The following is a 25,535-nucleotide window of genomic DNA, read 5'->3' as shown; positions in this document are numbered from 1 at the left end:
CTTAAATCAGTTTCATACGTGCAGGGAACGCAATGGTGCGTACGCGGTTCTCCTCGCCACCAACCATATTTGTCTGCTTGGTGGTCCCAGGAGTATCGGTAGGAATCGGATTCTGCGTGCCCCCACTGCCGGTGTTAGCCGAGGCAACATTGTAGGAATGGCTATGCGCCTTGACCTGGTCGGACACCCAACTCCCCGGTATCCGCCCCTCATCAATGCCCCGGCCAGAGTCGAGGAAGCGAGGATGCTCACCACGTACGTCAGGGCAACGGAAGGTCGTGCTGCCGTCGCCAGTGGTCCAGCATCCTTCCATCCCGGCCCGAGCACTATCGGCTACCAACATTCCGGATTGCTGCGCGAAGTCCCATAACCAAGGCCAGCTTCCTCGACTGTAGAGAGTTCCATCCGGGGCACCATAGCCCCCTGGAGCCTGCACTATCGCAGTCTCGATAAAAACTCGGCCAAGAGGTGAGTCGTCGAGTCGGCTGATGGGGTACCAATTGCCCGAACCATCGCTGCGTAGATGCCAGAAATCGCCAGCCCCCAACAACGGGAAGAACTGATACCCCTCAGAACGCAAATGGGTGTGAAACTTGATCTTGTCAGCGCCCGCAGCCCTGATCATCAGCGTGGTTTGCGCCCCATCCATGCGGCGAACCATTACATCCCGAACCCCGAGCGTTGCATTGGCGGCCGGCAAAGTCAGGGTCACCGATGACGCTGTTGCATCCACCAGCACCAAGCCCAACTCTGCTGCAGTGAGCGATTTGGAAACATTCACCGATACGACAGGAACGACCAACGCAGACTTGTCAGCTTTGCTGCTCGGGTCAAAGTTTGCGCTGTGCCAGAGCACACGCCAGGCGCCTGCTCCCGCCCCCGAAAACTGACGAACGCCGTACCATTCCGTACTGGTACCAGAAAGCAGATCGAACCCGGTCAATCCGTCCGGAAACTTAATATGTACCCCTGTACCGTAATCAATGCCAGAGGGGCGGTCAGCCGTTTGGGGCACAGCAGAAAAGAACTGACTGCCAGGCAGGAGATGAATCTTGCCGTCGACGACTGGAGCGTAAGCCATCAAGCCACCGGCATCCTTGGCCATCGCGTCGGTGATACCGAATCCTGCCAGATTACTCGGATTCGAACCCGCCACTACAACTCCGCGTTCATTGATCTGTACCTTGGTATAGGTACCTGCCTGACGATTTCGAGGCAATACGTTGAGTAGGGATGCATCAACATACTCACGAGTTGCCAACACTACTGAAGGATCGATCTTCAGTTCGACGTTTGCCGCACTAGTGATAACGATGTTGAGCCGCACAACCTGCGTCTTGCCGGTTCCTTGACTGAGCAATGGCTTGAAGCTTGGTGCACAGTTGGCCACCGCAACCAGGTCACCATCGGCGTCATACAGGCCGATTTCCCGAATCCACCAGCCACCCACATCCGGCGGTATCACTTGCTCGGCGATGACGATACTGGCGTTGTCCGGGTCAACCTTGACCTGGTTGAGCGGCGCCCTTCGGCGTTCGTTGATGAGCTTTTTCTGATCCCTCGACGGGATCGGGTCGGTCAGGTTGGCATCACCAACCCCCATTTGTGCAAAGCTCCACGGCACGCCCAAGGCGTTGGCGTTGGCCTGCTTGGCCTCGCCCACCGCCGTGAGGATGGCGAAGAACTGGCTTGTCTGGTCAGTCATGAGTACACGTCCAGGGTTTCAATTTGCTGTTCACGGCCCACAAGGCCATAGCTGCCGCTGACTTCAATGTCGTGAGAGGTCGGCGGATAAATGTCGATTTCATCGCCTTCAGAAAGGCTTATTCCCAGGCACAGATAGCCACTGCTGGCGAGCGTGATTGCCAGCCCCGTCAGGTGGCGACTGACCGGCTTGGCGTCATCGATCAGGCGGGTCAGCTCCAGGTACATTGCTTCGGAGATTCCGTTCTCCAACACCCCGACCTGCAGCGCAAAAGTGCCCGGCACGCCTTGCGGTACCGTCTGCCACCACTCCTGCACTTCGATCAGGTAACCCAGCGGCTCCACTACCCGGCGCAGCGCACCAATGGTGCCTTTATGGGCATGCACGTAGAACGCCGAGCGGATCACCGAGCGCTTGATTGCCTCGGGCCAGGTTTCATCCCAGCGGTCCACCGACCAGGCCCAAGCCAGTTGATGCAGCAGGTGCGCCGGGCAGGTGTCGGGGTTGTACAGCGTGCGCAGGGGGACTTCGGTGGTTTCAAACCCGGCAGCCTCGATGGCCTGTTCGAGATCGGTACTGTTGAGCGGCAGCAGACTGTCCATGTCAGCTCCCCCGCGTCACGGTGATCCCATCGCACCAGGCCGCCTGTGCCTGGGTCGGGCGGATGTCGGTCCAGTCGTTCAGATCGACCCGGCTGACGCCGTTGATGTGCAACTGGGCGTCCACGCCCGAGCGGGCCACTTCGACACCCAGGCGCCGGCGCGGGTTGATCCAGGCTTGCAGGCGGCGTTTGCACTCGGCAAGCGTCGCTTCGATCTCCGGGCCGTTGCCGCTCATATGCACCACGGCATCGATGCGGTAACGCAGAATTTGTGCGCCCTGCACCGTCAGGCGGTCACCCACCGGGCGCACGTCATCGTCATTGAGCTTGAGCCGCACGGTGTCCAACAGCGCAGCCGGGGCACTGCCATCGCCTTCGAGCGCCAGCACCGTCACCAACACCTGGGCCGGCGACGGGCTTTGGGCAGTGGCATCGGCCACCAGCCCGGAAGCGTTGCGGGCATGCAGGATGTAACTGTTGCGCGGGCCCGCAGTGGTCAGCCCCTCATAGACCAACTGCACCCGCTCGCGCAGGGCGTCGTCTTCTTCAAGCACTTGCGGCGTTGGCGGCACGCTGCTGGCGTCGGGTGCCTGCACCACCAGGCGCTGCAGCTGTACATTGGCCGCCAGTTGATCCAGGTCGGCGCCCTGCGCATAGGCAAGCAACAGTGCCTTGGCCGCATCGTTGACCCGTGCGCGGTTGAGCAGCTTGCGATAGGCGCCGACTTCCAGCAGTTTGTTCACCGGGTCGCTTTCGACTGTAGCGTCCCAGTTGTCGCCCATGTGCAACCGGAAGGTCGCCAGGTCAGCCTGGAACAGCGCCTCGAAATCGAGGTCTTCCAGAACCTGCGGCGCGGGCAGCGCCGAAAGATCCACACTACTCATGCCGTCACCTCCGGCGTGCTGCAGAAACGAAAACGCCCCGAAGTTCGGGGCGCTCAAGGCATGCGGCAGCCGTCAGGCGTTGCCGACACCGACCACGCTGGCGCGAATGGCGGCAATGGCCTGATCGGCAATGGCTTCGGCTTCTTCATGACTGCCGGCCTTGAGCGCGGACTGTTTGCCCTTAAGGCGGGCGGCGCGGATGGCGTAGAGGGCGGTTTTCCAGGCATGGGCTTCGGCGAGGATGCTTTCGGCCGCGGCTTGCGGTGAGAGGTTGGCGGCGTCGGCCCAGGCCTTAACAGCAAGTGGCATCTCACCCTCGAATTGGATATCTGCGAAAACCCTAGCCTCCTGCTCTACCAGTAGGTATTCGGAAAGCCGCGAAGTTTCACCGAGAATAGCAACACGTGATTGATCGGCAACAAGGTCAATTTGCTGAACTACAACAACGAGCGCAGCTTCTAACGGCAATGCCTCGTAATCGTAGCCGGCATAACTCGTGCCCCCGTGCGTTACAAAAAGATTTTGCTTTTGCATATATAATCCTTACAGGGTAGCTAGGTTGGTGAGAACATTACTCAAATCTTTAGAGGGAGTGCCTGCAGCCACTCCAAAGATGTATCGACCAGGAAATGTGGAGGAAAAATTTGTCGATACCGCTTGAAGAATCACTGCGTTGACGTGTTGCAACATCAACCAACCGCCGAAATCTGCCGCCATCTGTACATCACACGCTGCAAACTTGAGGGCTTGAGAAGAAGTAATCTGCGTGCTGTAGGACTTAAGCATGACGTTCGCTGTGCCTCCGGGAGCGGGCGTAATGCCCGCCGGACTTGGCAACGTCAGCGTCAAATCCAGGAAACCCAAACTAGAGCTTGACGCCAAAGCAAAGCCTGACAATCCGTTGTTCCCATCTGCCCCAAGATAATAACTCATATTGAACTTTCGCTTGACACCAGGAGTATCACTGCAAATATTCAGCCTATCTACGGACACAACAAGTGCGCCACTATGAGTGTAATCACTCATTAAACGTATATTACAAGCCCCTCCTACCGGGGTGCTTGCCACTGCCTTATTTATTGTTTTAAACGGGGTTTGGAGATTGCCCGCTCCTTGGTCGTCACCTGCTAAATAGTCGACAAACCAAGTACGTTCCATGTTCGGCACCGCCGCAACAGCCGCCGCCACCGCCGCATCAATCCCCGCCTTCTTGCCATTAAAGTAACTGATCAAATCAGTGGTTTTCGTCACCAGATTGGCAACATCAGTCTCAAGACTCATCGGTCTTATGCTCCGTGCATGTTTTCAATAACGAGTTTTTGCAGTGCGATGACCGCCGCTGCATTGCTCACTGTGGCGCTCAACAGGCCATCGCGGTCTGTGCTCTGGCGTTGCTCCGCCGCTTTCATACGTTCAATCAGGTTGGCAATCTGCTCACCTGCGATCCGCTGGCGCGTGGCCTGATCATCCAGCCGGTCCTGCTGTTGCAAGCCGCGCAGTTGCTCAGCAATCAACGCCGAGGCCTGGGCCGCCAGCGGCGCCGCCAAGGTCAGGTTGAGCCCGGTCGCACCGCTGACGATGGTCACGCTGTTGGCCGGCAAGGCCGCCAGTGACAGGTCGTAGGCGAGCAGCAGGTCAGTTCCTGCAGGCTTGTAGGCCAGGGCTTCAGTCGGGTGTGACCACACCGCCAGCAAGGTGCCATCGCTGAGCAGAAAGCCGACTTCACGCACCCAGAAAGCGCGATCTCCATCCGCCACCGCGGTGAGGTGCAGCTGGCTATTGCCCAGGCGCTCGCCACCGGAAATGGGATATTTGGCAGTTTGCGCTTTCAGGCTTTTTTGCTCGGCATTCGGTGTGTAGCCCGACGTGCCCAGCACCACATGGCTGATTTCGGCCGCCAGGCCGCTGTTGTCGGCCCGCCAGATCGCGGCCAGGCCGGCCTTGGTAATGACAGGTTGCAAGGGTGTACTCATAGCACTGCCTCCATCGTGCCGCGCACGACGATACGGGCCCGCGCCGCGTTGGCGACCTGCAGACCCTGTTGCGCATTGATCGGAACGCCCGTGGCCTCGGCTGATCGCCGAACCAGGGCATAGAGGTTGGCGGCGTTGGCCAGGCGCAGGCCGCAGTCAAAGCCGGCGCCCAGGCGAAACTGGTAATGGCTGCGCTCGTTTTTCGCCGCATCGACCAGGGCACGCAGCCGGGCGTAGAGCTGTGGCGAAAGAATCGAGCCCTCGCCCGGGCGGTTGTCGTTGGCCCAGGCGGTCAGCTCGAAGGTGTAAGGCGCGGCGCCGGGAATCTGCTGCCACTCCCTGAATTGCGAATTGACCCGCACCGCCTTGAGCACCCGACGCACCGCGCCCACCGTGCCCTTGGTCTTGTGCACCGGAATCGCCTCGTGAATCAGTTCACGTTGCTGCGTTTCGGATTCTGCCGCCTCCCAACCGTCGACCTTCAGCGCCCAGGCAAGCCAGGGTAGAAAGTTCGGCGGGCAGCGTGCCGAGTCGGCCACACCGTGGATGATCTGCGCATCGATGTTCAGGTCGCAGGCTGCCGATAAGGCTTGCTCAAGCGCTGTCGAGTTATGTGGCAGCAGGCTCATGCGACCACCTCGGTGCTCAAGGTGATGCTGCGACAACTTGGATAGTGACGTTTGTCGCTGATGACATCCGCAGTCGGCTGGGAAATCCGCACCCGCCGAACACCTGCGGTATGCAGTGCGGCGTAGATGGCTGAAATCGGCAACAGCCCTTGCAGTTGCCGGGCCTGGGCGATGGTGCCTTCCAGCGCGGCCCGAACCTGGGCTTGGACCACCAGCGGATCCGGCCCGGCTTCCAGCTCCAGAGCCGCGACCACGCTGAACTCGGTCGGCTGGCCAAGCTGCACGCGCGGCCGGTCGGTTAGCGGGCGCACGTCCTCAGCTGAAAGCGCAGCCTCCACGGCGCCAACCAGTTCGTTACCCGGCACCGGGCTGTCAATTCGAGGCAGCACAGCCAGCGAAACATCGCCCGGCAAGGGCTTGTCCAGCCCGGCATTGTAGTCACACACCAGGACAATGGCGTCGGCCGGCAGTTGCGCTTGCAACGCGGCACTGATCGCCAGACCCTTGAAGGTTGGCGAATCCACCGACACGCTGGCGACATTGGCCGAGGCGCTAAGCCCGTGAAATTCATAGGCGCCGCGACTGCCGGCTACCGACAAAGCCTCAAGCGACAAGCGGGTGCGGTAGCGCAACTCGCTATCGCCCTCCAGCACCGCCACCACGGGGGGCACGGCATCGGGATCGGCAGGGGTAATCACCAGGCGCTGCACGCCATAGTCGGCCGCGCGATGGTCCAGGTCCGCGCCCTTGGCATAGGCCAGCAGGCTGGCCTTGGCCGCATCATTGATCCGGGCCCGGCCGAGCAGCTTGTGATAAGCCGCCACTTCCAGCAGCTTGACCACCGGATCGGACTCCAGCAGCGCACTCCATTGATCGCCCATCTGCAGGCGAAAATCCTCCAGCACCTGCTGATACAGCGTTTCGAATTCTAGGGTTTCCAGTACATCCGGTGCCGGCAGCAAGGAAAGGTCGATCATGCGACCACCTCCAGGCTGGTCGGTTGCGCCAGGTAGACCCCGGTCAACTGCAGCGTGATCTGCCCGCCCACCACCGCCGTGACCCTGACCCGTTCAAGCTTCAGGCGTGGCTCCCAACGGCCCAGTGCGCGAGCCACCTCCGCCTGCACTGCGCTCTTCCAGCCTTCGTTGACCGGCAAATCGACGAAGCGGCGTAGCTTGCTGCCGTACTCCGGGCGCATGCGCCGGCTGCCCAGTGGCGTGGTGAGGATGTCTTCGATGGACTGGCGTAAATGTGCAATGCCGGACAACGGTTGGCCGCTCCGGCGATCCATGCCGATCATTGATGTTCTCCAGACGTAAAAAAGCCCGCAGTGGGCGGGCTGGTTTTTTAGTGTTTGTGATTGGCGGTGTTGCCGCCGGTGTCGATGATCTTGCCACCGCCGAGGATGTCGCCGGTTACCCGCAGGGGTCCGTTGATCTGCACCTCGCCGGTCAGGGTGATGCTCGCGGCATTGGCGGTGATGGCCTGGTCGGTGACCACAGCCGAGCTGCCGCCGACCTTGATGCTGACGGTTCCGCTGGGCAGTTCGATGCTGTAGCTGCGGGCCTGCCAGTCATAGACCAGTGAGCCACCATCGTCGAAACGCCAGACCTCGACATGCTCGCGGTTGTCCGCTGGTGCCCCGGCGTTGCCATACAGGCCAGGCACAAAAGTACCTTGCGCCGGCTCTCCGCTCGGGCTGATCAGCACCCCTTGCTCGTTAAGGCTCGGCGCACGCCAGTGGCGGGCCTTGCCCGCGGCCTGGCTGTGCCAGCGCAACCAGGCGCTGGTCCAGCCAGCGCCGTCGGACACCCGAACCCGGGCAGCGGCAAGGTCAACGGCGACCACCCGGCAAGGAATCACCAGGCCGGCGAGCATGCGGTCATGCATGGCGCTGGCATAGCTCATTGCAGGTCCTCCGGCGACTGGTAGCCGCCCTCGAAGCCCGGCCCGGTGTCGGGGCTGAAGGCAAACGCCAGCGGGCCCGGTTGATCAGGCCATGGCCATTGCACGGTTCCCAAGTGTAGGATCTGCTGCCATTGCACCAACCAGCCAACGACAGGGGTTGCCCCCGGAGCCGGTTGAACAGGCTCGGCCAGCACACTCATCGCCGCTTCAACAAACTCCAGCTCCCAGAATTGTTTGCGCAACAGTACGATCAGCTGGGTAGCCAAAGTGACAGCTTCCAATGCCGCGTGTTGGCGAGCGGAGTCAATCACGATGCGCGCTTCAACGGTAGCGATAACGCACGAACGACCGTCGCCTGGATCATTTGCCGGTTTAAGGCTGGAAATGGAATGAAACAACGCTGGCAGCGCTGTGTGCTGGTCCGCCTGCCCATAGGCGTCGACGGTTTCAAACTGAGGCAAGGCGGCCTTGATAGTCGCGCTGATCGCCTCATGCAAACGGTTCAGTTCGCTCATGATCAGTCCTGTGTCGTGGAGCTCGCAAAGGCTATTCGCGGCTAAAAACAGGCAAAAATAAACCCGCCATAAGGCGGGTTCATCGAAGCTGTTGTAAAGGCACCCATGAGCAGCCGTTAGTTATCGGCTAGCCCGTAACAAACGTGTCTGGCGAAACCAGAGCCCACCGGCGAAGCTGCAGCAGATAAGCGTCATCATCATAAAGTAGGAAAAATAACGAATCAGCTCGTGGTTCTTGATTGAAGTGATCCGACGATCAAAGCGCCCATCGAAGACAACGCGCCCGTCACTATTCAGAACTTCGCGAATCTTCAGTTCGTCCTCCCCACCACTCGCAAGAACATCAACCATCACCCCAGGCGCCAGACCCGCGGCTTGGTAGAGTTCTTTCGAGACATAGACTATCTGTTTGGACGAGGGGCGCGGGTTCGCTTCAGTCAGCCGAACCTGAAAGTACACGATCGAACTGTCTTGGCGCATCTCGGTGGGGGCACTGACAATCTGCCCTTTGAACAGAGTCGGTGCTTCATCCCCGAGCTCCTCAAATGATTGAACAAAAAGCAGGAAGGTAAGCCCCATCAACAAAAAAACGCCTGCCATCCCTAGCAGTACCCTGATTTGCTCGTAGACTGTTTTTCCACGAAACAACGACAGCCAAGAGTCAGACATACACCATTCGCTTTTGCTGCAAAAAAGGATGCCCAACATCCATGGGCATCCGTCACCCTAACATAGAACAGTATCAGTAGTAGGCGTCCTGATTGCCTCGGCAGCAGCCGTAGCCATCCTGGTTGGGGTCGACGACAAAGATGTTGGGAATAACGACCCGCCCGAAGGGGTAAACCGCAGAGGGGTTGATCAGCGGTGGGCCGCCGCCACTGCCGCCCCAGCCACCGATATTCCCCGGCCCTGATGCGCCTGGCCCCTGCGGCTCGACAAGGGTACTGCCAAGCCCGACCTGGTTCGTTCGCGGATCCCAGTGATTGGCGGCAATTTTATTTGCATAGACACTCTGGATCTCGGCCAGGGTTGCCAACTTCAAGTCCGGCGCAACCCAATAATCCGGATAACTGGCCGCTGGGTTATATTTGAAGTAGCGGTTCCAAAGCGGTTGAACGGTAGCCTTATAGAGGTTTTTCACCGCATCTGAGTTAATCATGCCAAGTACATTCACCGTCACAGCGATGCCGGTTAACAACAGACCGGCGGTGCCGACGGCTGTCGCCATGATGGTGATACTCGCGGCAATCCCCACGACATTACCTACCAAGCTTAAAACGTCACCAGGCTGGATAGGCTTACCTTCTTTAAAGTCAGCAGTGACCTTCAGAAAAGTCGTCGTCGCCGCAAAGGTATTGGTGGTGACGTTCAGAAACGGTACAAAGCCGTTTGTCATCGCAGTCACCGAGATGACACCGGTCACCGTTGCGGCCGTTTGAGCATTTTGATTAATCAGCTGGAAACCGTTTTTGTTCGAATTGAACTGGTCGACCAGTGAAGTTGCAGCGCCCCCTGTGGCTGCTGGTTTATCAACCACGCCAATGAAAATATCCATTTTACCTGACACGATTATCTCATCCTTTGATAATGGTTTTGAAGGCAAGCGTCATCCGCAACTGGTCGCAGCTGAGTGCAGGCGACCGGGCGTTGTGCGGTACGCTGCCGTTGAACACAACGATTCTTCCGGGTTTGGGTAAGACAGCCTTGATGATGTCGTTCTTCGGGTGGTCGTAAAAGACCAGTTCACCGCCCCATGAAGTTGGCCAAAACTCGTTGCAAAACATCAGAACCGTCTGCCCTTCTTCTCCGGGCTGATTATCCCGGTGGATCGGTGACTCCTGAGCAAAGGTCTGACCGTTGGCATACACCCCGATCAGCGTTGCATCCTGCATGTATTGCTGCTTGACCCGGGCCCAAAACGGAAAGAGAAATGACCAGGCATCAGAGGACTTCAACTCGTCCTCCGCGCATAGAAACTTTTGTCGACCAGCCCCTGCAATGAAGGTATGCCAACACGGCCTGGAATGAGTGGCCGTATTGACTGGCCAGCCGTAGCGCCAGATTGCCCCCTTCAATTGCTGGACGACCTTGCACTGCTCATCAACTGTGACAAAGTCATCAACGACCTGAACATCCTTCTCACCAAAACAAGTATCCATACTCCTCACCTCTTCTTCCTTCTGTAACGCCTTCGAGCGGCACCTTGTCCGGGTGTTGAACTCAGTGTTCACTCTCCCCCTTTGCACCACTTGCAGGTTCAACCCCCAAGCGCTTCGCCGCCCAGCGTTCATAAAGCCCGATGGCGACATCGGCGCCGGCCATGGCGGTAAGGCAGCCGAAGGCGCTGGCGCTCCAGATCGACATGCCGCTGGCGTACAGCAGCATGACGGTGGACACACCGCAGACCATGCAGGCCCCCGAGCGCAATAAAAGGCGCCGAAAAAGCGCCCAGCCCCGGGCGCCGGCCTTGTCCGCGCGCCACATCTCTCCGGAAAGGCCGCCCAGCAAGGCCAGGACGATCACCAGCCAGATCGGCATTTCCAGTAACGTCTGTTGCTCGCTTGTCACTGTCCTGTCTCCTTGGTAGTTCCGCTCGGCAGCATGCCGGCGGCGTTTGTTGTAGAACCGATCGCTCGGCATTCCAAAAAGCCCGGCCTCCCCAGGCTTTTCAGTAATGCGTTGTCGAACCGCCCGCCACGACTGGTGCGCTGGGCGACTCCGCTTCAAATTGTTCCTCCGGCCGCGGCCACCTGCCCGCCGGATAACTGCTTGTGGTGCTTTACGCTGCACACCCGGGCCAGTTGCCAACCCTCTGAACAGTTCAGGCCTGTTCATCGCTGCCTTTGTCACTACCGGTGTCGACCGGCTTGAGACAAAGATTATGCATTGATGCATATGCAGTCAATGCATTTGTGGAAATATTTATGCATGAGAAAATGCACCTGCGCATGTAGGCCTTGCCCTACCTGGGCTGGACCACTTTTCTGCCGGCGAAAAAAAACCCGCCGAAGCGGGTTTTCTGAGGAAACGGATTACTCAGCGGGCGTACATGCCCCACCAGAACACATGCCCAAGGATGCTGATCTGCTCTTCCTGCATCTGCTGGAAGCTGTAGTCTTCATCCGGGTGTTCGTCGCGGTTGAAGCTGCGCAGGCGAATACCGGTAGGCAGGCGATAGAGCTGCTTGACCCGCAATTGACCGTTGTGATTGATGGCATACAGGTCGCCGTCGACGATGTCACCGATGCCGCTTTTACCGGCGTTGACGCCCACCGTGGCGCCGTCACGCAGTACCGGCAACATGCTGTTGCCGCGTACCGTCACGCACTTGGCCTGGTCAAACTGCACACCGTTGTGGCGCAGGCTGCGCTTGCCAAAGCGCAGGCTGGCCTTCTCGCTTTCTTCGATGACGAATCTTCCTGATCCTGCTGCCAATTCGACCTCGCGAAGAAACGGAATGGACACCTCGTCGTCCTCGACGGGGGTGTCGTCATCCCACAGGCTGATGTCGTTCAACTCCGCGTGGCTGCGCGCGGGCGCGGCTTCGCGGCTGTCACCGAGCTCGACGCGACCGCGCAACTGGTCGGTGCTCACGCCGAAGTACTCGGCGATCTTCGACACGTGTTTGTCAGAAGGATCGACGATCTTCTCGCTGAGAATGCGCGACAGGGTGGATTGCGGCACGCCGGTACGACGGTGCAGCTCCGTGGGGGAGAGACCGTGACGATCGAGCAGTGCTCTGAGGACGGATGCTACGTTGCGTTTTTGCATAAAATGCATAATGCCGGGGCTAAACAAAGAATGCAATTGCCTTGGTGCATGAGAGGGCATAAACGTCCTGAGCCACGAAAGCTTCTTACGCGGACGGTTGCGCTACGACGTTTTCCGGGGCCCCGTCGAGAACCCAGCACTGGTCGACGGCACAACGCGACCATTAAGAACAAATTGTTCAACATCCACACGAGACACTTGCAAGGTGGCATTTACCAAGACAGGCGCACCTCCCGAGAAAGCACTTGATGTATTGACCCGCATGACCTTCGATTTAAAGTTGCACCACAGCGACTTAAACTTCTCAGCATCACCAAACCGGACTCCGCCACTGCCGACCGAATCAGCGACCCACTCGGTGATCTCAACTTCTCCAGCAGATACCCCGTACAGCGTGTTTCCGGTATCCTCGATTAAAGCATGCAGCCACTGAGCCTGAGTTTTTCCGTCATTTTTCTGATTCATGGATAAGCGCCGGATGTGGGTGTCCCAGCACCTGTTTACCCAGAGCCCCTTGATCTCGTTTGACTGCTCAATCCCATTGGAGTCTTGAAGCGTCGGGCATACCGTGTTTTCTGCCGCAAAAGCATCGATGACCAAATTGTCTATCCTGTGGCCAAAACCGGTGATATAAGCCCCATGAAAAGCGCTATTCTTTATATGCACAAATCCAAACGTGCAGTTCGATGGATTCCACCCATGACCATCGATCGCTAAAGCCGCTGCAGTATTGGGTCCGCCGGCATAGTCGATTACAAGCCGATCAATCCTCAAGCCGTCTGTACCTGCGTAGATATGCGCGCCCCGGCTCCCCCCCCGGGGACAGCACTGTGTCGCTCTGAATCATTCAAGATCCAGCAACTTTCGATATAGCAATTTTTGCAATTGATAGTGCCCAGCCGGTCGGTGGTCGTTAATAAACCGGTAATACGAACATTCATCAGTGGAGTTTCATTGATTGCAGAGGCTCTCAGCAATGCTCCAACATCATCTGGCTTAGACTCGATATACTGCAAAGCGACACCATCAGCCGCTGTTACTCGATACCTATCGCCATTGAACTCAGATCGCTCACCCGACACGTTCCGAACCTGAATAGAATCGCCAACCTGAAAGCTATGTGCCGACTTGACATTTACCGTCACTACGCCAGCGGAGCGTTGTATCTTGGTAATTTCAAAAGATCTAGGCTGAGGTCCACTTATCATGTGAACAACGCCTCCCAGAACAGCCCCAGGCTGGAAGTGCATTCTTGCTCCGCTCAATGAACGGTTGAAATTTATACCTGTGGCATAGTACCCCGGAGGCCAGTAGACACCTTTCTCGACAGAGGCGAGGAGCATGGGTAACCAGTTTTTTGTATTCTCCCAGTTTGTTTTCCCATCTGGAACTATACCAAACTCCGCCACCGAGACCATGTGCTGGTCTTTGGCTGATACGATTGCGGCTGACGTCATCAGAGGTCCAGAAATCGCTGCGGCAGCAGCTCCAAAAGCCGAAAATCTCAACAACTGACGACGCTTCACAACATTCCCTCCCCTGGAAAAAGGTCTGGAATATACCATCAACTTCAGAGCGTAACGTCAGCGCAAGGCCGATTGGTAGCGCAACGAGCAGATGCTGCACTGACTGCCCCTCCTTCAAGCCGCCCCCCCCTAGAGGTCACTAGGACTGTGGTACCCTACCCGTCATCGAGATCACCCCAAGCATTGCACTGGAAGCTATAGCCCGAATTTCGCCCCAGCGCCAGCTTACAAAAGCCCTAACCAATTGATGAATAAAGCAATTTCTGACTTGTCCGCACACACCCCGATGATGCAGCAGTACTGGAAGCTGAAAAACCAGCACCCGGACCAGCTGATGTTCTACCGCATGGGCGACTTTTACGAGATCTTCTACGAAGACGCGAAGAAGGCTGCCAAACTCCTGGACATCACCCTGACCGCCCGCGGGCAGTCGGCGGGCCAGTCGATCCCCATGTGCGGTATCCCCTTCCATGCGGCCGAGGGCTACCTGGCCAAGCTGGTCAAGCTGGGCGAGTCGGTGGTGATCTGCGAACAAATCGGCGATCCGGCCACCAGCAAGGGCCCGGTCGAGCGCCAGGTGGTGCGCATCATTACCCCGGGCACGGTCAGTGACGAAGCGCTGCTCGACGAGCGCCGCGACAACCTGATCGCCGCTGTGCTGGGCGACGAGCGCCTGTTCGGCCTGGCTGTGCTGGACATCACCAGCGGCAATTTCAGCGTGCTCGAGATCAAGGGCTGGGAAAACCTGCTGGCCGAGCTCGAGCGCATCAACCCGGTCGAACTATTGATCCCCGACGACTGGCCCCAGGGCCTGCCAGCGGAAAAACGCCGTGGCGCACGTCGCCGTGCGCCGTGGGATTTTGACCGCGATTCGGCACGCAAAAGCCTTTGCCAGCAGTTCGCGACCCAGGACCTCAAGGGCTTTGGCTGCGAGAAGCTGACCCTGGCCATCGGCGCCGCCGGCTGCCTGCTCGGCTACGCCAAGGAAACCCAGCGCACCGCCCTGCCGCACCTGCGCAGCCTCAAGCATGAACGCCTGGACGACACCGTGGTGCTCGACGGCGCCAGCCGGCGCAACCTTGAGCTGGATGTGAACCTGGCCGGTGGCCGCGACAACACCCTGCAATCGGTGATCGACCGCTGCCAGACCGCCATGGGCAGCCGCCTGCTGACCCGCTGGCTGAACCGCCCGCTGCGCGACCTGAAAGTACTGCAGGCACGTCAGGGCTCGATTCGCTGCCTGCTCGACGGTTACCGCTTCGAGAAGCTGCAACCGCAGTTGAAGGAAATCGGCGACATCGAGCGTATCCTCGCCCGTATCGGCCTGCGCAATGCGCGCCCGCGAGACCTCGCACGCCTGCGCGATGCCCTCGGTGCCCTGCCGGAACTGCAGAACGCCATGGCCGAGCTTGAGGCGCCGCACCTGGCGCGCCTGGCTGCCATTGCCGGGACCTACCCGGAGCTTGCCGACCTGCTGGCAAAAGCCATCATCGACAACCCGCCAGCGGTGATCCGCGACGGTGGCGTGCTCAAGACCGGCTACGACAGCGAGCTGGACGAGCTGCTGGCGATGAGCGAGAACGCCGGGCAGTTCCTCATCGACCTGGAAGCCCGCGAGAAAGCCCGCACGGGCCTGGCCAACCTCAAGGTCGGCTACAACCGTGTGCATGGCTACTTCATCGAGCTGCCAAGCAAGCAGGCAGAGCAGGCACCGGCTGACTACATCCGCCGCCAGACCCTCAAGGGCGCCGAGCGCTTCATCACCCCGGAGCTGAAAACCTTCGAAGACAAGGCGCTGTCGGCCAAGAGCCGCGCCCTGGCGCGCGAGAAGATGCTCTACGATGCCCTGCTGGAGAACCTGATCGGCCACCTGGCGCCGTTGCAGGACACCGCTGCGGCCCTGGCCGAGCTGGATGTGCTGAGCAACCTGGCCGAGCGCGCGTTGAACCTGGACTTGAACTGCCCGCAGTTTGTCGACGAACCGTGCATGCGCATCACCCAGGGTCGCCACCCGGTGGTCGAGCAAGTGCTGACCACGCCGTTCGTGGCCAACGACCTGGCTTTGGATGACAACACCCGGATGCTGGTGATCACCGGTCCGAACATGGGCGGTAAATCCACCTACATGCGCCAGACCGCATTGATCGTACTGATGGCGCACATTGGTAGCTTCGTCCCGGCTGCGGCCTGCGAGCTGTCACTGGTGGATCGCATCTTCACCCGTATCGGCTCCAGCGACGACCTGGCCGGTGGCCGTTCGACCTTCATGGTCGAGATGAGCGAAACCGCCAACATCCTGCACAACGCCACCGAGCGCAGCCTGGTGCTGATGGACGAAGTCGGCCGCGGCACCAGTACCTTCGACGGCCTGTCGCTGGCCTGGGCCGCCGCCGAGCGCCTGGCGCAGCTGCGCGCCTACACGCTGTTCGCCACCCACTACTTCGAGCTGACGGTGCTGCCGGAGAGCGAGCCGCTGGTGGCCAACGTGCACCTGAACGCTACCGAGCACAACGAACGCATCGTGTTCCTGCACCACGTGCTGCCCGGCCCCGCCAGCCAGAGCTACGGCCTGGCAGTGGCGCAGCTGGCCGGCGTGCCGTCGCCGGTGATTCAGCGTGCTCGCGAACACCTGGGCCGGCTGGAAACCGCCAGCCTGCCCCACGAAACACCTGTCTTGCAGCAAGGTGCACCGGCGGTACCGCACCAGAGCGACCTGTTTGCCAGCCTGCCGCATCCGGCCATCGAGAAGCTCGGAAAGCTGGACCTGGACAATATGACGCCGCGTCAAGCTATCGAAATGCTCTATACACTGAAGACTCTGTTATAACGCGCGCCCGCACAAGCTGATAGAATCCCGCGCGGTTTGGCGGCGCTGCAGGTTACTAGCCTGGCCTGCAGCCGAACAACCAAACCGAGCGGCCCTGTCTGGAGGGGCACCGCTGCCGTCGCCTGAGGAGAGAATTAGAAATGACCTTCGTCGTCACCGACAACTGCATCAAGTGCAAGTACACCGACTGCGTAGAAGTCTGTCCGGTGGACTGCTTCTACGAAGGCCCGAACTTCCTGGTCATTCACCCGGACGAGTGCATCGACTGTGCACTGTGCGAGCCTGAATGCCCCGCCGTCGCCATTTTCTCGGAAGACGAAGTGCCTGCCGGCATGGAGAACTTCATCGAGCTCAATGCCGAGCTGGCGGAAATCTGGCCGAACATCACCGAAAAGAAAGATTCGTTGCCAGATGCCGCCGAGTGGGATGGCAAGCCAGGCAAGATCGCCGATCTCGAGCGCTAAGCGCGGATCAACAAAAAAGGCCCTTCGAGGGCCTTTTTTCATGTTTGTTGCGGGCAAAAAAAAGGGGCGGTTTGACCCGCCCACATTTTTTCCGTAGTCCCTTTGTTCCCTTTCATCATCCTGATGAATCGCATCCTGCGATGTCCTTGGCTTTCATCCTTGAGAGCCTGTGTCAGTCCGTAGACACAGGACAAATATTAGCGGTTCCAAGATTTACCACAACAGCACAAAGCTCTCAAAAAGCTGCGGTAACCGTACTGTCACAAACAAAAATATCTATATATATCAATAGCTTAAACAAAAGCGCACACTGAAAACGACAACGATTTACTACAGCGTACAGTCAAGGCTTACACAACGAGTAAGCGATGGCTTACATGAACTAGAACAGTACCAACATCGCCGTCGGATCGCGCCCAAACCCGAATGTTTCCAGAACGCCATCGGGAAGCCGTTCACGGGTAAACCGCTGTTCTGCAGATGCAAAAACGCCCCGACATGTCGGGGCGTTCTTCACAACGATTTCGCTGGCGTTACTGAAACAGCGACTCGCTGGACAGGCCATTCTTTTCGAGGATCTCACGCAGGCGCTTGAGGCCCTCTACCTGGATCTGCCGCACCCGTTCCCGGGTCAGGCCGATTTCCAGGCCGACATCTTCCAGCGTACTGCTTTCATGACCGCGTAGGCCGAAGCGGCGAATCACTACCTCGCGCTGCTTGTCGGTCAGCTCGCTGAGCCACTGGTCGATGCTCTGGGACAGATCGTCATCCTGAAGCAGCTCGCACGGATCAGTAGGACGGTCGTCGGTCAGGGTATCGAGCAGGGTTTTATCCGAATCCGGCCCCAGGGACACGTCCACCGACGATACCCGCTCGTTGAGCCCAAGCATGCGCTTGACCTCGCCGACCGGTTTTTCCAGCAGGGTGGCGATCTCTTCCGGGGACGGTTCGTGATCGAGCTTCTGGGTCAGTTCGCGGGCGGCACGCAGGTAGACGTTGAGTTCCTTGACCACGTGAATGGGCAAGCGGATGGTACGGGTCTGGTTCATGATCGCCCGTTCGATGGTCTGCCGAATCCACCAGGTGGCGTAGGTAGAAAAACGGAAGCCGCGTTCGGGGTCGAACTTCTCGACCGCCCGAATCAGGCCGAGGTTGCCTTCTTCGATCAGGTCGAGCAGCGAAAGCCCCCGGTTGACATAACGCCGGGCGATTTTAACCACCAGGCGCAGGTTGCTTTCGATCATGCGCTTGCGCCCGGCCGGATCACCACGTTGCGACAGGCGCGCAAAGTGCACTTCTTCTTCCGGAGAGAGCAATGGCGAGAAGCCGATTTCATTGAGGTAAAGCTGGGTTGCATCAAGTGCCCGAGTGTAGTCGATGTACTTGTGCTGTTTGAGCGTAGCGCTCTGTTTAGCCTTGGTCCGAACCGTAGGTACAGCAGGTTCGTCTGACATCACATCCGTTTCCAAAACAATGCCGGTCTCCATCAGGAGAACCTCATCGTCGATGTCAAACTCCGGCACTTCTTTACTGAGAGCCATTGTTATAGTCCTTTGCTGAGTTCGAACTCAGACTCGAGCGGCGCCTTTATCCCTGGCAGCGCTGGAGCCTGTCCCCTCTACGCGAGGAACAGGCCGGGCCTAGCAATCAACGACGTGGCAGGAATTGCAGCGGATCGACAGGTTTGCCCTGGCGGCGAATTTCAAAATGAAGCTTCACCCGGTCTGTGCCCGTGGACCCCATTTCGGCAATTGTCTGCCCTACCTTGACCTGCTGTCCCTCCCGAACCAAAAGCCTGCGGTTGTGGCCGTAGGCACTGACGTAGGTATCGTTGTGCTTGATGATTACCAACTCGCCGTAGCCCCGCAAGCCACTCCCGGCGTAGACAACTGAACCATCAGATGCAGCAAAAACAGGCTGTCCCAAATCACCGGCGATATCAATGCCTTTATTCAAACTACCGTTTGAAGCAAATTTTCCAATCAGCACGCCGTTGGCCGGCCAGGCCCAGCCGGCCGTGGAGCGCCCTGCGGGGGGTACTTGCACGGGTGCTGTGGTAGTCGCCACCGGGGCAACCGGCACGGTGTTTGGCGTGCTTGCAGGCGCGGTGGTGGGCGGCGTTATTGGTTTGCCGGAGCTGTCCAGCGGACGCTTGATGATGGTGGTCTTGCTTGAAGAAGATGGCGAGCTGGTGACCACGGTGGTGCCGACGACTGGCGCCGGGCCACTGGAGCGACCATCGAAACGGATCGCCTGGCCCGGACGAATGGTATACGGCGCAGCGATACCGTTGCGCGCGGCCAGGGCCTTGTAGTCCCAGCCATAGCGAAAGGCGATGGAGAACAGCGTGTCGCCGGGGCGCACCAGGTATTGACCGGTGGTGACCACAGGGCGTTTGGGCGCGGCGTTGTTGCGATCGACCACCCGGACGCTGTTGGAAGACGTGCTCGAGCACCCCGTCACCAGCGTACCCACGGCCAGTGCAATCAGCAGAAGCTTGAAGCTCGATGGATCCTTGCGCTGCCGAATGTTTGTGTGACCCACCCGCCGCTCCCTCTAATGGTGACCGATGTAAAAAATGCAATATTGTTGCAATTATACCCGAGCGCGCCGCCATGCGGACGTCTGGCCATTGCTAAACGTGATCTGTAACAGACTATGGTAGCCCGCCAGATAGACAGGGCAATGCCGCCGAAATTCGCCCGGGCGAAAAAAAAGCCCGGTCAGGCCAGTGGCCCGGTGAGCAACGGCACAAAACGCACGGCGCCCAGCACCCGTCGCGAGAAGCCGTGTTCTTCGCGCACGATCAGCATCAACTGCTGGGTTTCACCGGCCGGCCCCACCGGTATGACCATGCGCCCGCCCGGGGCGAGCTGGTCGAGCAGGGCCTGAGGCACCTCGGGCGCGACCGCGGTGACGATGATGCCGTTGTAAGGCGCAAGTGCCGGCCAGCCTTCGCAACCATCGCCCCAACGGAACACCACGTTGCGCAGGTTCAGCTCGATCAGGCGCTCCTTGGCGCGGTCCTGCAGGACCTTGATACGCTCGACGGAAAACACCCGTTCGACCAGTTGCGCAAGAATTGCGGTCTGGTAGCCGGAACCGGTGCCGATCTCCAGCACCTTGTCCAGGGGACCGGCTTCGAGCAGCAGCTCGCTCATGTGCGCGACCATGAACGGCTGGGAGATGGTCTGGTTGTTGCCGATTGGCAACGCCGTGTCTTCGTAGGCACGGTGGGCCAGGGCTTCATCGACGAACAGGTGTCGAGGCGTGCGGCGCAGTACCTCGATCACCTTGGGGTTCGAGACCCCTTCCTCGATCAGGCGCTTGATCAGCCGTTCGCGGGTTCGCTCAGAGGTAAAACCGATACCGTGGCGCATCAGATCATCCTGTTCGCGCATCAGAGTAAGCCCTCCAGCCAGCCGTCGAGGCGCTCGAAGGCATCATTGAAGGTCCGGTCGAGCTGCAGCGGAGTGATCGAGACATAGCCCTGCATCACCGCGTGGAAATCGGTCCCCGGGCCGCCATCTTCGGCATCGCCGGCCACGGCGATCCAGTACCCTTCCTTGCCCCGCGGATTGACCACCTTTGTCGGTGCCGCAGCGCGGGCGCGATGGCCCAGGCGGGTCAACTGGATGCCGCGGATGTGTTCCAGCGGCAGGTTGGGGATATTGACGTTGAGCACCGTACGAGGCGGCAGCTCGAGGCTGGCATGAGCCTCGACCAGCTTGCGGGCGAAGTAGGCAGCCGTCGGCAGGTTGTCGGGCAGGCGCGAGAGCAACGAGAAGGCAAACGAGGTACCGCCGAGAAAACGGCCCTCAAGCGCAGCAGCCACGGTGCCGGAATACAGCACATCATCGCCAAGGTTGGCGCCCAGGTTGATCCCCGACACCACCATGTCCGGAGGGGTCGGCAGCAGGCCGTTGAGGCCCAGGTGGACGCAATCGGTCGGCGTGCCGTTGAGGCTGATAAAACCATTGGCCAGGGTTTGCGGGCACAGCGGCCGGTCGAGCGTCAGCGAGCTGCTGGCGCCGCTTTTGTCCTGGTCCGGGGCGATCACCACACATTCGGCATAATCCGCCAGCGCAGCATGCAGCGCGGCGAGACCGGGTGCGGTAACCCCGTCGTCGTTCGAAATCAGAATACGCATGGGCTGTCCGTCTGCCCTGCCGGCACCAGATCAACAAGCTCGCGCACCACCACGGTGGCGAAGCATCCGGCCGGAAGGACGAATTCCAGTTGCAGGATATCAGGCTCGGGATAATGCCACGTCAGCCCGCTAATGGGCAGTCGCAGAATGCGTCGTTCGTGACTCATGCCCGCCCGCGCCAGCCATTGGCACAAGGCGCCATGCTGTTCACCGAGACGTTGCTCGAGTTCACCAGCCGCGCCGCTGGCGCCGGACTGCCCCTCGCCCCATAGCGGGCCGGTGGGGTGCAGGTCGAGAATTGCCAGGCGCGGGTCGGAACATTCAGCCTCACCCGCCGGAAAGAAGCTGCGGCTGTCGGTAAACGCCAGCAGGTCACCGACCTGTGCCTGCTGCCAACTGCCGTCGGCGACACGTGCGGCCAGCACCTGGTTGAACAGGTAGCTGCGGGCGCTGGAGAGCAGCCGCGAACGAACATTGCGCTGCTCAGGCAAGGCCTGGCGGTTGGCCCACTCACGGGCGTCGTGGACATTGCCGCCGTCGTGGCCAAAGCGCTGGGTGCCAAAGTAGTTAGGCACGCCCTGGCTACGGATTTGCTCAAGCCGTACATCCAGCGCCGCACGTTCAGCCTTGAGGCCAGTGAGGCGCAAGGTGAAGCCGTTGGCCGAATGCGCGCCGCGCTGCAGCTTGCGTGAGTGGCGGGTCTGCTTGAGGATGCTCAGGGTTTGGTTTTCGGCGGCGCTCAGGTCCGGGTCGGCCTTGCCCGGCAAGTGCAGGCTGAACCACTGGCGGGTCAGCGCCTGGCGGTCCTTGAGGCCGGCGTAGCTGATGCTGCGCAGCGGTACGCCGGCGGCGCGGGCCAGGCGACGGGCAGCCTCTTCGGTGTTGAGGTCACGTTTTTCGACCCACAGCCACAGGTGTTCACCGCTGCCGCTGAGGGGAATGTCGAGTACTTCATCGACCTGGAAGTCTTCGGCGCTGGCCTTGAGAATTGCGCTGCCCAGCGCTTGGCCCGCAGCACGCGGGCCGAGCAGTTCGAGTTCGCTCATCATGCCGGCAGCAACAGGGCAACGGCGTGAACCGCGATGCCTTCCTCACGCCCGGTAAAACCAAGCTTTTCGGTGGTGGTGGCCTTGACGTTGACCTGATCCAGCTCGACCTGCAGGTCCTGGGCGATCAACTGGCGCATGGTGTCGATATGCGGGGCCATCTTCGGTGCCTGGGCAACGATGGTGGCGTCGATGTTGCCGACCTTCCAGCCCTTGGCCTGAACGATCTGCACCACGTGGCGCAGCAGCACGCGACTGTCGGCGCCCTTGAACTGCGGATCGGTATCGGGGAAATGCTTGCCGATATCGCCCAGCGCCGCAGCGCCAAGCAGGGCATCGCTCAGGGCATGCAAGACGACGTCGCCATCGGAATGGGCCAGCAGCCCGAACTTGTGCGCAATGCGCACCCCACCCAAGGTGATGAAATCGCCTTCCGCGAAGCGGTGCACATCGTAGCCGTGGCCAATACGCATAAAAAAACGCCCTGATTGAGTCAGGGCGTGATTCTACCTGCTTTGCCGGCGCTTGGGCTTGATTTGTAGGATCAGTTACCCGGGCCTATCAGCGCTGCGGCATGATGCCGCAAGTGGTCATCGATGAAGCTGGCAATGAAGTAGTAGCTGTGGTCATAGCCCGGTTGCAGGCGCAAGGTCAGCGGATGACCCGCCGCCCTGGCCGCCTGCTCGAGCACCTGCGGCTTGAGCTGGTTGTCGAGAAAATCATCGCGATCGCCCTGGTCGACCAGCAGCGGCAAGCGCTCGCCAGCCTCGGCGAGCAACACGCTGGCATCCCACTCGCGCCAGCGCGCCCGGTCCTCACCCAGGTAGCGACTGAAGGCCTTCTGCCCCCACGGGCAATCCATCGGGTTGCTGATCGGCGCGAACGCCGACACCGAACGGTAACGCCCCGGGTTGCGCAAAGCGCACACCAGCGCGCCATGGCCGCCCATGGAATGACCGCTGATACCGCGCTGACTTGAGGCCGGGAAATGCGCCTCGACCAATGCCGGCAATTCCTCCACCACATAGTCGTGCATGCGGTAGTGCTGGGCCCACGGCTGCTCGGTGGCGTTGAGGTAGAACCCGGCCCCCAGGCCAAAATCCCAGGCGCCATCAGGATCAGCCGGCACCTGCGGCCCGCGCGGGCTGGTGTCGGGGGCGACGATAATCAAGCCAAGCTCGGCAGCCAGCTTGTGCGCACCGGCCTTTTGCATGAAATTCTCGTCGGTGCAAGTCAGGCCGCTCAGCCAGTACAGGACCGGCAGCTTGCCGCCCTGCTCGGCCTGCGGCGGCAGGTACACGGCAAACACCATGTCGCAGCCGAGCACCTGGGAGCGATGGCGGTAGCGTTTATGCCAGCCGCCGAAGCTCTTCTGGCAAGAGATGTTTTCCAGGCTCATGGCAGACCTCAGAAGTGGATGACGCTGCGAATGCTCTTGCCTTCGTGCATCAGGTCGAATGCCTTGTTGATGTCTTCCAGGCCCATGGTGTGGGTGATGAAGGTATCCAACGGGATTTCGCCTTTTTCCGACATTTCCACGTAGCTTGGCAGCTCGCTGCGGCCACGCACGCCACCGAAGGCCGAACCGCGCCAGACCCGGCCAGTCACCAGCTGGAACGGACGGGTGGAAATTTCCTGGCCGGCACCGGCAACGCCGATAATCACCGACTCGCCCCAGCCCTTATGGCAGCATTCCAGCGCCGCACGCATCAGTTGCACGTTACCCACGCACTCGAACGAGAAGTCGACGCCACCATCGGTGAGATCGACGATCACTTCCTGGATCGGACGGTCGTAGTCTTTCGGGTTGACGCAGTCGGTGGCACCCAGCTGTTTGGCGATCTCGAACTTGCTCGGGTTGATGTCCACGGCAATGATCCGCGAAGCCTTGGCCTTCACCGCACCGATGATCGCCGACAGGCCAATGCCGCCCAGGCCGAAGATGGCCACGGTATCGCCCGGCTTGACCTTGGCGGTGTTGAGCACCGCGCCGATACCGGTGGTTACGCCGCAACCGAGCAGGCAGACCTTCTCCAGCGGGGCTTCTTTCTGGATCTTGGCCACGGAGATTTCCGGCAGCACGGTGTACTCGGAAAAAGTCGAGGTGCCCATGTAGTGGAATAACTGCTGGCCCTTGTAGGAGAAGCGCGTGCTGCCGTCGGGCATCAGGCCCTTGCCCTGGGTGGCGCGGATGGCCTGGCACAGGTTGGTCTTGCCGGAGCGGCAGAATTTGCACTGGCCGCACTCGGGGGTGTACAGCGGGATCACATGATCGCCAACGGCAACCGAGGTCACGCCCTCACCGATGGCTTCGACGATGGCGCCGCCCTCGTGGCCGAGGATCGACGGGAAGATGCCTTCCGGATCGGCGCCCGACAGGGTGTAGGCATCGGTATGGCAGACGCCGCTGGCGACCACGCGCAGCAGCACCTCGCCGGCCTTGGGCATGGCCACGTCGACTTCGACGATCTCCAGCGGTTTCTTGGCCTCGAAGGCAACGGCGGCACGGGACTTGATCATCAATCTTCTCCAGCAAGGGGTCAGTTCAGGCTTGCAGTGTAATTCATCGATATTTGATGAATAATCCAGGCAAAGACAAAACATTATTGCTGTACAGGGATAATCAATGAGCAATCTGTGGGAGGGTATCGACGAATTCGTGGCCGTCGCCGAAGCCGGGCAGTTCACCGCCGCCGCCGAACGCCTCGGGGTGTCGTCTTCCCACGTCAGCCGGCAGATCGCCCGCCTGGAAGAACGCCTGCAAACCCGCTTGCTGTACCGCAGCACCCGGCGGGTGACCCTGAGCGAAGCCGGGCAGACCTTCCTGCAGCATTGCCAACGCCTGCAGGACGGCCGCGAAGAAGCCCTGCGCGCCATGGGCGACCTGACCAGCGAGCCCAAAGGGCTGCTGCGCATGACGTGCGCCGTGGCCTACGGTGAGCGCTTCATCGTGCCGCTGGTGACGCGCTTCATGGCCGCCTATCCGCAACTACGGGTGGACATCGAACTGAGCAACCGCCCGCTGGACCTGGTGCATGAGGGCATGGACCTGGCCATTCGCCTGGGCCGTTTGCAGGACTCGCGGCTGGTGGCCACGCGCCTGGCGCCGCGGCGCATGTACCTGTGCGCGTCACCTGCGTATCTGGAACGCTACGGCCGCCCGCACAGCCTGTCGGAGCTGGCGCGGCACAACTGCCTGATCGGCAGCTCCGACAACTGGGCGCTGCAACTGGACGGGCGGGAGATCGGCCAGCGGGTTCAGGGCAACTGGCGCTGCAACAGCGGCCAGGCAGTGCTGGACGCGGCGCTGCAAGGGATGGGCTTGTGCCAGTTGCCGGACTACTACGTGCTTGAACACCTCAAAACCGGCGCGCTGGTGTCACTGCTGGAAGCGCATCAACCGCCCAATACCGCGGTGTGGGCGCTGTATCCGCAACAGCGGCATTTATCGCCGAAGGTGCGCAAGCTGGTGGATTATCTGCGCGAGGGATTGGCGGGGTTGCCTGAGTATCGAGGTGCCTGAAAAGCATCGCGGG

29 protein-coding genes are annotated in these 25,535 nt (G+C 60.1%); 3 read left to right on the top strand and 26 right to left on the bottom strand.

Annotation, left to right across the window (positions count from 1 at the left end; translation table 11 throughout):
- Nucleotide 1: 1 nt before the first annotated feature.
- The 18 genes from LOY37_RS06175 to LOY37_RS06090 all read right to left on the bottom strand — a co-directional run bounded on the left by LOY37_RS06175 (nucleotide 2) and on the right by LOY37_RS06090 (nucleotide 13,512).
- Nucleotides 2-1,705, bottom strand: coding sequence for a phage tail protein (locus LOY37_RS06175; protein ID WP_258716476.1), 1,704 nt, complete (start codon nucleotides 1,703-1,705; stop codon nucleotides 2-4).
- The gene (locus tag LOY37_RS06170) at nucleotides 1,702-2,307 is read right to left on the bottom strand and encodes a phage tail protein I (protein ID WP_258716475.1); all 606 of its coding nucleotides are present in this window, start codon (nucleotides 2,305-2,307) and stop codon (nucleotides 1,702-1,704) included. The genes LOY37_RS06175 and LOY37_RS06170 overlap by 4 nt, the downstream gene beginning before the upstream one ends.
- Nucleotide 2,308: 1 nt before the next feature.
- Nucleotides 2,309-3,190 (bottom strand): baseplate J/gp47 family protein, encoded by an 882-nt coding sequence (locus LOY37_RS06165; protein WP_258716474.1) that lies wholly within the window; start codon nucleotides 3,188-3,190, stop codon nucleotides 2,309-2,311.
- A 72-nt stretch (nucleotides 3,191-3,262) separates the two neighbouring features.
- A complete protein-coding gene (locus LOY37_RS06160; protein ID WP_195885841.1) occupies nucleotides 3,263-3,724 on the bottom strand; it encodes a hypothetical protein in 462 nt (153 codons plus the stop codon).
- A 9-nt stretch (nucleotides 3,725-3,733) separates the two neighbouring features.
- Nucleotides 3,734-4,471, bottom strand: a complete 738-nt coding sequence (locus LOY37_RS06155; RefSeq protein ID WP_195885840.1) for a hypothetical protein — start codon at nucleotides 4,469-4,471, stop codon at nucleotides 3,734-3,736.
- Nucleotides 4,472-4,476: 5 nt separating this feature from the next.
- On the bottom strand, nucleotides 4,477-5,163 hold the full coding sequence (locus tag LOY37_RS06150; RefSeq protein WP_045193590.1) for a phage tail protein: 687 nt from the start codon (nucleotides 5,161-5,163) through the stop codon (nucleotides 4,477-4,479).
- The gene (locus LOY37_RS06145; protein WP_258716473.1) at nucleotides 5,160-5,792 is read right to left on the bottom strand and encodes a phage tail protein I; all 633 of its coding nucleotides are present in this window, start codon (nucleotides 5,790-5,792) and stop codon (nucleotides 5,160-5,162) included. Before LOY37_RS06145 ends, LOY37_RS06150 begins: the two co-directional genes overlap by 4 nt.
- The gene (locus LOY37_RS06140; RefSeq protein ID WP_258609840.1) at nucleotides 5,789-6,769 is read right to left on the bottom strand and encodes a baseplate J/gp47 family protein; all 981 of its coding nucleotides are present in this window, start codon (nucleotides 6,767-6,769) and stop codon (nucleotides 5,789-5,791) included. Before LOY37_RS06140 ends, LOY37_RS06145 begins: the two co-directional genes overlap by 4 nt.
- On the bottom strand, nucleotides 6,766-7,092 hold the full coding sequence (locus LOY37_RS06135) for a GPW/gp25 family protein (RefSeq protein WP_093386612.1): 327 nt from the start codon (nucleotides 7,090-7,092) through the stop codon (nucleotides 6,766-6,768). The genes LOY37_RS06140 and LOY37_RS06135 overlap by 4 nt, the downstream gene beginning before the upstream one ends.
- Before the next feature lie 47 nt (nucleotides 7,093-7,139).
- Nucleotides 7,140-7,700 carry a phage baseplate assembly protein V gene (locus LOY37_RS06130; RefSeq protein WP_093386615.1) on the bottom strand — a complete coding sequence of 187 codons (561 nt, stop codon included), beginning with the start codon at nucleotides 7,698-7,700 and terminating at the stop codon, nucleotides 7,140-7,142.
- Nucleotides 7,697-8,215 carry a hypothetical protein gene (locus LOY37_RS06125; RefSeq protein ID WP_045193595.1) on the bottom strand — a complete coding sequence of 173 codons (519 nt, stop codon included), beginning with the start codon at nucleotides 8,213-8,215 and terminating at the stop codon, nucleotides 7,697-7,699. The genes LOY37_RS06130 and LOY37_RS06125 overlap by 4 nt, the downstream gene beginning before the upstream one ends.
- A gap of 120 nt (nucleotides 8,216-8,335) precedes the next feature.
- Nucleotides 8,336-8,884 carry a hypothetical protein gene (locus LOY37_RS06120; RefSeq protein WP_213602215.1) on the bottom strand — a complete coding sequence of 183 codons (549 nt, stop codon included), beginning with the start codon at nucleotides 8,882-8,884 and terminating at the stop codon, nucleotides 8,336-8,338.
- A 73-nt stretch (nucleotides 8,885-8,957) separates the two neighbouring features.
- A complete protein-coding gene (locus LOY37_RS06115) occupies nucleotides 8,958-9,782 on the bottom strand; it encodes a hypothetical protein (protein ID WP_258716472.1) in 825 nt (274 codons plus the stop codon).
- A 7-nt stretch (nucleotides 9,783-9,789) separates the two neighbouring features.
- Complete coding sequence (locus LOY37_RS06110) at nucleotides 9,790-10,374, bottom strand: 2OG-Fe(II) oxygenase (RefSeq protein ID WP_177329127.1); 585 nt, start codon at nucleotides 10,372-10,374, stop codon at nucleotides 9,790-9,792.
- A 61-nt stretch (nucleotides 10,375-10,435) separates the two neighbouring features.
- Nucleotides 10,436-10,783 (bottom strand): phage holin family protein, encoded by a 348-nt coding sequence (locus LOY37_RS06105; RefSeq protein WP_045193597.1) that lies wholly within the window; start codon nucleotides 10,781-10,783, stop codon nucleotides 10,436-10,438.
- 468 nt (nucleotides 10,784-11,251) lie between these two features.
- On the bottom strand, nucleotides 11,252-11,995 hold the full coding sequence (locus tag LOY37_RS06100; RefSeq protein ID WP_123565785.1) for an XRE family transcriptional regulator: 744 nt from the start codon (nucleotides 11,993-11,995) through the stop codon (nucleotides 11,252-11,254).
- 93 nt (nucleotides 11,996-12,088) lie between these two features.
- Nucleotides 12,089-12,760 (bottom strand): hypothetical protein, encoded by a 672-nt coding sequence (locus LOY37_RS06095; protein ID WP_258716471.1) that lies wholly within the window; start codon nucleotides 12,758-12,760, stop codon nucleotides 12,089-12,091.
- Entirely contained in the window at nucleotides 12,757-13,512 is a 756-nt protein-coding gene (locus tag LOY37_RS06090) for a hypothetical protein (RefSeq protein ID WP_258716470.1), read from the bottom strand. Before LOY37_RS06090 ends, LOY37_RS06095 begins: the two co-directional genes overlap by 4 nt.
- A 259-nt stretch (nucleotides 13,513-13,771) precedes the next feature.
- Between LOY37_RS06090 and mutS the strand changes: the two genes are divergently transcribed.
- Nucleotides 13,772-16,339, top strand: coding sequence for a DNA mismatch repair protein MutS (gene mutS, locus LOY37_RS06085; RefSeq protein ID WP_195885959.1), 2,568 nt, complete (start codon nucleotides 13,772-13,774; stop codon nucleotides 16,337-16,339).
- Between the two features lie 140 nt (nucleotides 16,340-16,479).
- Entirely contained in the window at nucleotides 16,480-16,803 is a 324-nt protein-coding gene (gene fdxA, locus LOY37_RS06080; RefSeq protein WP_010224804.1) for a ferredoxin FdxA, read from the top strand.
- 533 nt (nucleotides 16,804-17,336) lie between these two features.
- Here the strand turns inward: fdxA and rpoS are convergent.
- The 8 genes from rpoS to LOY37_RS06040 all read right to left on the bottom strand — a co-directional run bounded on the left by rpoS (nucleotide 17,337) and on the right by LOY37_RS06040 (nucleotide 24,519).
- Complete coding sequence (gene rpoS / locus LOY37_RS06075) at nucleotides 17,337-18,344, bottom strand: RNA polymerase sigma factor RpoS (RefSeq protein WP_045193601.1); 1,008 nt, start codon at nucleotides 18,342-18,344, stop codon at nucleotides 17,337-17,339.
- 106 nt (nucleotides 18,345-18,450) lie between these two features.
- Entirely contained in the window at nucleotides 18,451-19,347 is an 897-nt protein-coding gene (locus LOY37_RS06070) for a peptidoglycan DD-metalloendopeptidase family protein (RefSeq protein WP_258609819.1), read from the bottom strand.
- Between the two features lie 179 nt (nucleotides 19,348-19,526).
- Nucleotides 19,527-20,204 (bottom strand): protein-L-isoaspartate(D-aspartate) O-methyltransferase, encoded by a 678-nt coding sequence (locus tag LOY37_RS06065; RefSeq protein WP_045193603.1) that lies wholly within the window; start codon nucleotides 20,202-20,204, stop codon nucleotides 19,527-19,529.
- Nucleotides 20,204-20,953, bottom strand: a complete 750-nt coding sequence (surE, locus tag LOY37_RS06060) for a 5'/3'-nucleotidase SurE (protein ID WP_093386651.1) — start codon at nucleotides 20,951-20,953, stop codon at nucleotides 20,204-20,206. Before surE ends, LOY37_RS06065 begins: the two co-directional genes overlap by 1 nt.
- A complete protein-coding gene (gene truD, locus LOY37_RS06055) occupies nucleotides 20,941-21,999 on the bottom strand; it encodes a tRNA pseudouridine(13) synthase TruD (protein WP_258716469.1) in 1,059 nt (352 codons plus the stop codon). The genes surE and truD overlap by 13 nt, the downstream gene beginning before the upstream one ends.
- A complete protein-coding gene (gene ispF / locus LOY37_RS06050) occupies nucleotides 21,999-22,472 on the bottom strand; it encodes a 2-C-methyl-D-erythritol 2,4-cyclodiphosphate synthase (protein WP_045193605.1) in 474 nt (157 codons plus the stop codon). The genes truD and ispF overlap by 1 nt, the downstream gene beginning before the upstream one ends.
- A gap of 71 nt (nucleotides 22,473-22,543) precedes the next feature.
- On the bottom strand, nucleotides 22,544-23,398 hold the full coding sequence (fghA, locus tag LOY37_RS06045) for an S-formylglutathione hydrolase (RefSeq protein WP_093386654.1): 855 nt from the start codon (nucleotides 23,396-23,398) through the stop codon (nucleotides 22,544-22,546).
- An 8-nt stretch (nucleotides 23,399-23,406) separates the two neighbouring features.
- A complete protein-coding gene (locus LOY37_RS06040) occupies nucleotides 23,407-24,519 on the bottom strand; it encodes an S-(hydroxymethyl)glutathione dehydrogenase/class III alcohol dehydrogenase (protein ID WP_045193608.1) in 1,113 nt (370 codons plus the stop codon).
- A 106-nt stretch (nucleotides 24,520-24,625) separates the two neighbouring features.
- On the opposite strand from LOY37_RS06040, the gene LOY37_RS06035 reads away from it, so the two are divergent.
- On the top strand, nucleotides 24,626-25,522 hold the full coding sequence (locus LOY37_RS06035; RefSeq protein ID WP_045193609.1) for a LysR substrate-binding domain-containing protein: 897 nt from the start codon (nucleotides 24,626-24,628) through the stop codon (nucleotides 25,520-25,522).
- Nucleotides 25,523-25,535 lie beyond the last annotated feature (13 nt).

It is taken from the genome of Pseudomonas sp. B21-012 (assembly GCF_024749305.1).
In the GTDB taxonomy this organism is placed as follows: domain Bacteria; phylum Pseudomonadota; class Gammaproteobacteria; order Pseudomonadales; family Pseudomonadaceae; genus Aquipseudomonas.
The sequence above is the reverse complement of the archived record's forward strand: the minus strand, read 5'-3'. Positions and strand labels throughout refer to the sequence as shown.

Coding starts and splice junctions, on each gene's coding strand:
- LOY37_RS06175 (WP_258716476.1), bottom strand. CDS start 1,705: ATGACTGACCAGACAAGCCAGTTCTTCGCCATCCTCACGGCGGTGGGC.
- LOY37_RS06170 (WP_258716475.1), bottom strand. CDS start 2,307: ATGGACAGTCTGCTGCCGCTCAACAGTACCGATCTCGAACAGGCCATC.
- LOY37_RS06165 (WP_258716474.1), bottom strand. CDS start 3,190: ATGAGTAGTGTGGATCTTTCGGCGCTGCCCGCGCCGCAGGTTCTGGAA.
- LOY37_RS06160 (WP_195885841.1), bottom strand. CDS start 3,724: ATGCAAAAGCAAAATCTTTTTGTAACGCACGGGGGCACGAGTTATGCC.
- LOY37_RS06155 (WP_195885840.1), bottom strand. CDS start 4,471: ATGAGTCTTGAGACTGATGTTGCCAATCTGGTGACGAAAACCACTGAT.
- LOY37_RS06150 (WP_045193590.1), bottom strand. CDS start 5,163: ATGAGTACACCCTTGCAACCTGTCATTACCAAGGCCGGCCTGGCCGCG.
- LOY37_RS06145 (WP_258716473.1), bottom strand. CDS start 5,792: ATGAGCCTGCTGCCACATAACTCGACAGCGCTTGAGCAAGCCTTATCG.
- LOY37_RS06140 (WP_258609840.1), bottom strand. CDS start 6,769: ATGATCGACCTTTCCTTGCTGCCGGCACCGGATGTACTGGAAACCCTA.
- LOY37_RS06135 (WP_093386612.1), bottom strand. CDS start 7,092: ATGATCGGCATGGATCGCCGGAGCGGCCAACCGTTGTCCGGCATTGCA.
- LOY37_RS06130 (WP_093386615.1), bottom strand. CDS start 7,700: ATGAGCTATGCCAGCGCCATGCATGACCGCATGCTCGCCGGCCTGGTG.
- LOY37_RS06125 (WP_045193595.1), bottom strand. CDS start 8,215: ATGAGCGAACTGAACCGTTTGCATGAGGCGATCAGCGCGACTATCAAG.
- LOY37_RS06120 (WP_213602215.1), bottom strand. CDS start 8,884: ATGTCTGACTCTTGGCTGTCGTTGTTTCGTGGAAAAACAGTCTACGAG.
- LOY37_RS06110 (WP_177329127.1), bottom strand. CDS start 10,374: ATGGATACTTGTTTTGGTGAGAAGGATGTTCAGGTCGTTGATGACTTT.
- LOY37_RS06100 (WP_123565785.1), bottom strand. CDS start 11,995: ATGCATTTTATGCAAAAACGCAACGTAGCATCCGTCCTCAGAGCACTG.
- fdxA (WP_010224804.1), top strand. CDS start 16,480: ATGACCTTCGTCGTCACCGACAACTGCATCAAGTGCAAGTACACCGAC.
- rpoS (WP_045193601.1), bottom strand. CDS start 18,344: ATGGCTCTCAGTAAAGAAGTGCCGGAGTTTGACATCGACGATGAGGTT.
- LOY37_RS06065 (WP_045193603.1), bottom strand. CDS start 20,204: ATGCGCGAACAGGATGATCTGATGCGCCACGGTATCGGTTTTACCTCT.
- surE (WP_093386651.1), bottom strand. CDS start 20,953: ATGCGTATTCTGATTTCGAACGACGACGGGGTTACCGCACCCGGTCTC.
- truD (WP_258716469.1), bottom strand. CDS start 21,999: ATGAGCGAACTCGAACTGCTCGGCCCGCGTGCTGCGGGCCAAGCGCTG.
- ispF (WP_045193605.1), bottom strand. CDS start 22,472: ATGCGTATTGGCCACGGCTACGATGTGCACCGCTTCGCGGAAGGCGAT.
- fghA (WP_093386654.1), bottom strand. CDS start 23,398: ATGAGCCTGGAAAACATCTCTTGCCAGAAGAGCTTCGGCGGCTGGCAT.
- LOY37_RS06040 (WP_045193608.1), bottom strand. CDS start 24,519: ATGATCAAGTCCCGTGCCGCCGTTGCCTTCGAGGCCAAGAAACCGCTG.
- LOY37_RS06035 (WP_045193609.1), top strand. CDS start 24,626: ATGAGCAATCTGTGGGAGGGTATCGACGAATTCGTGGCCGTCGCCGAA.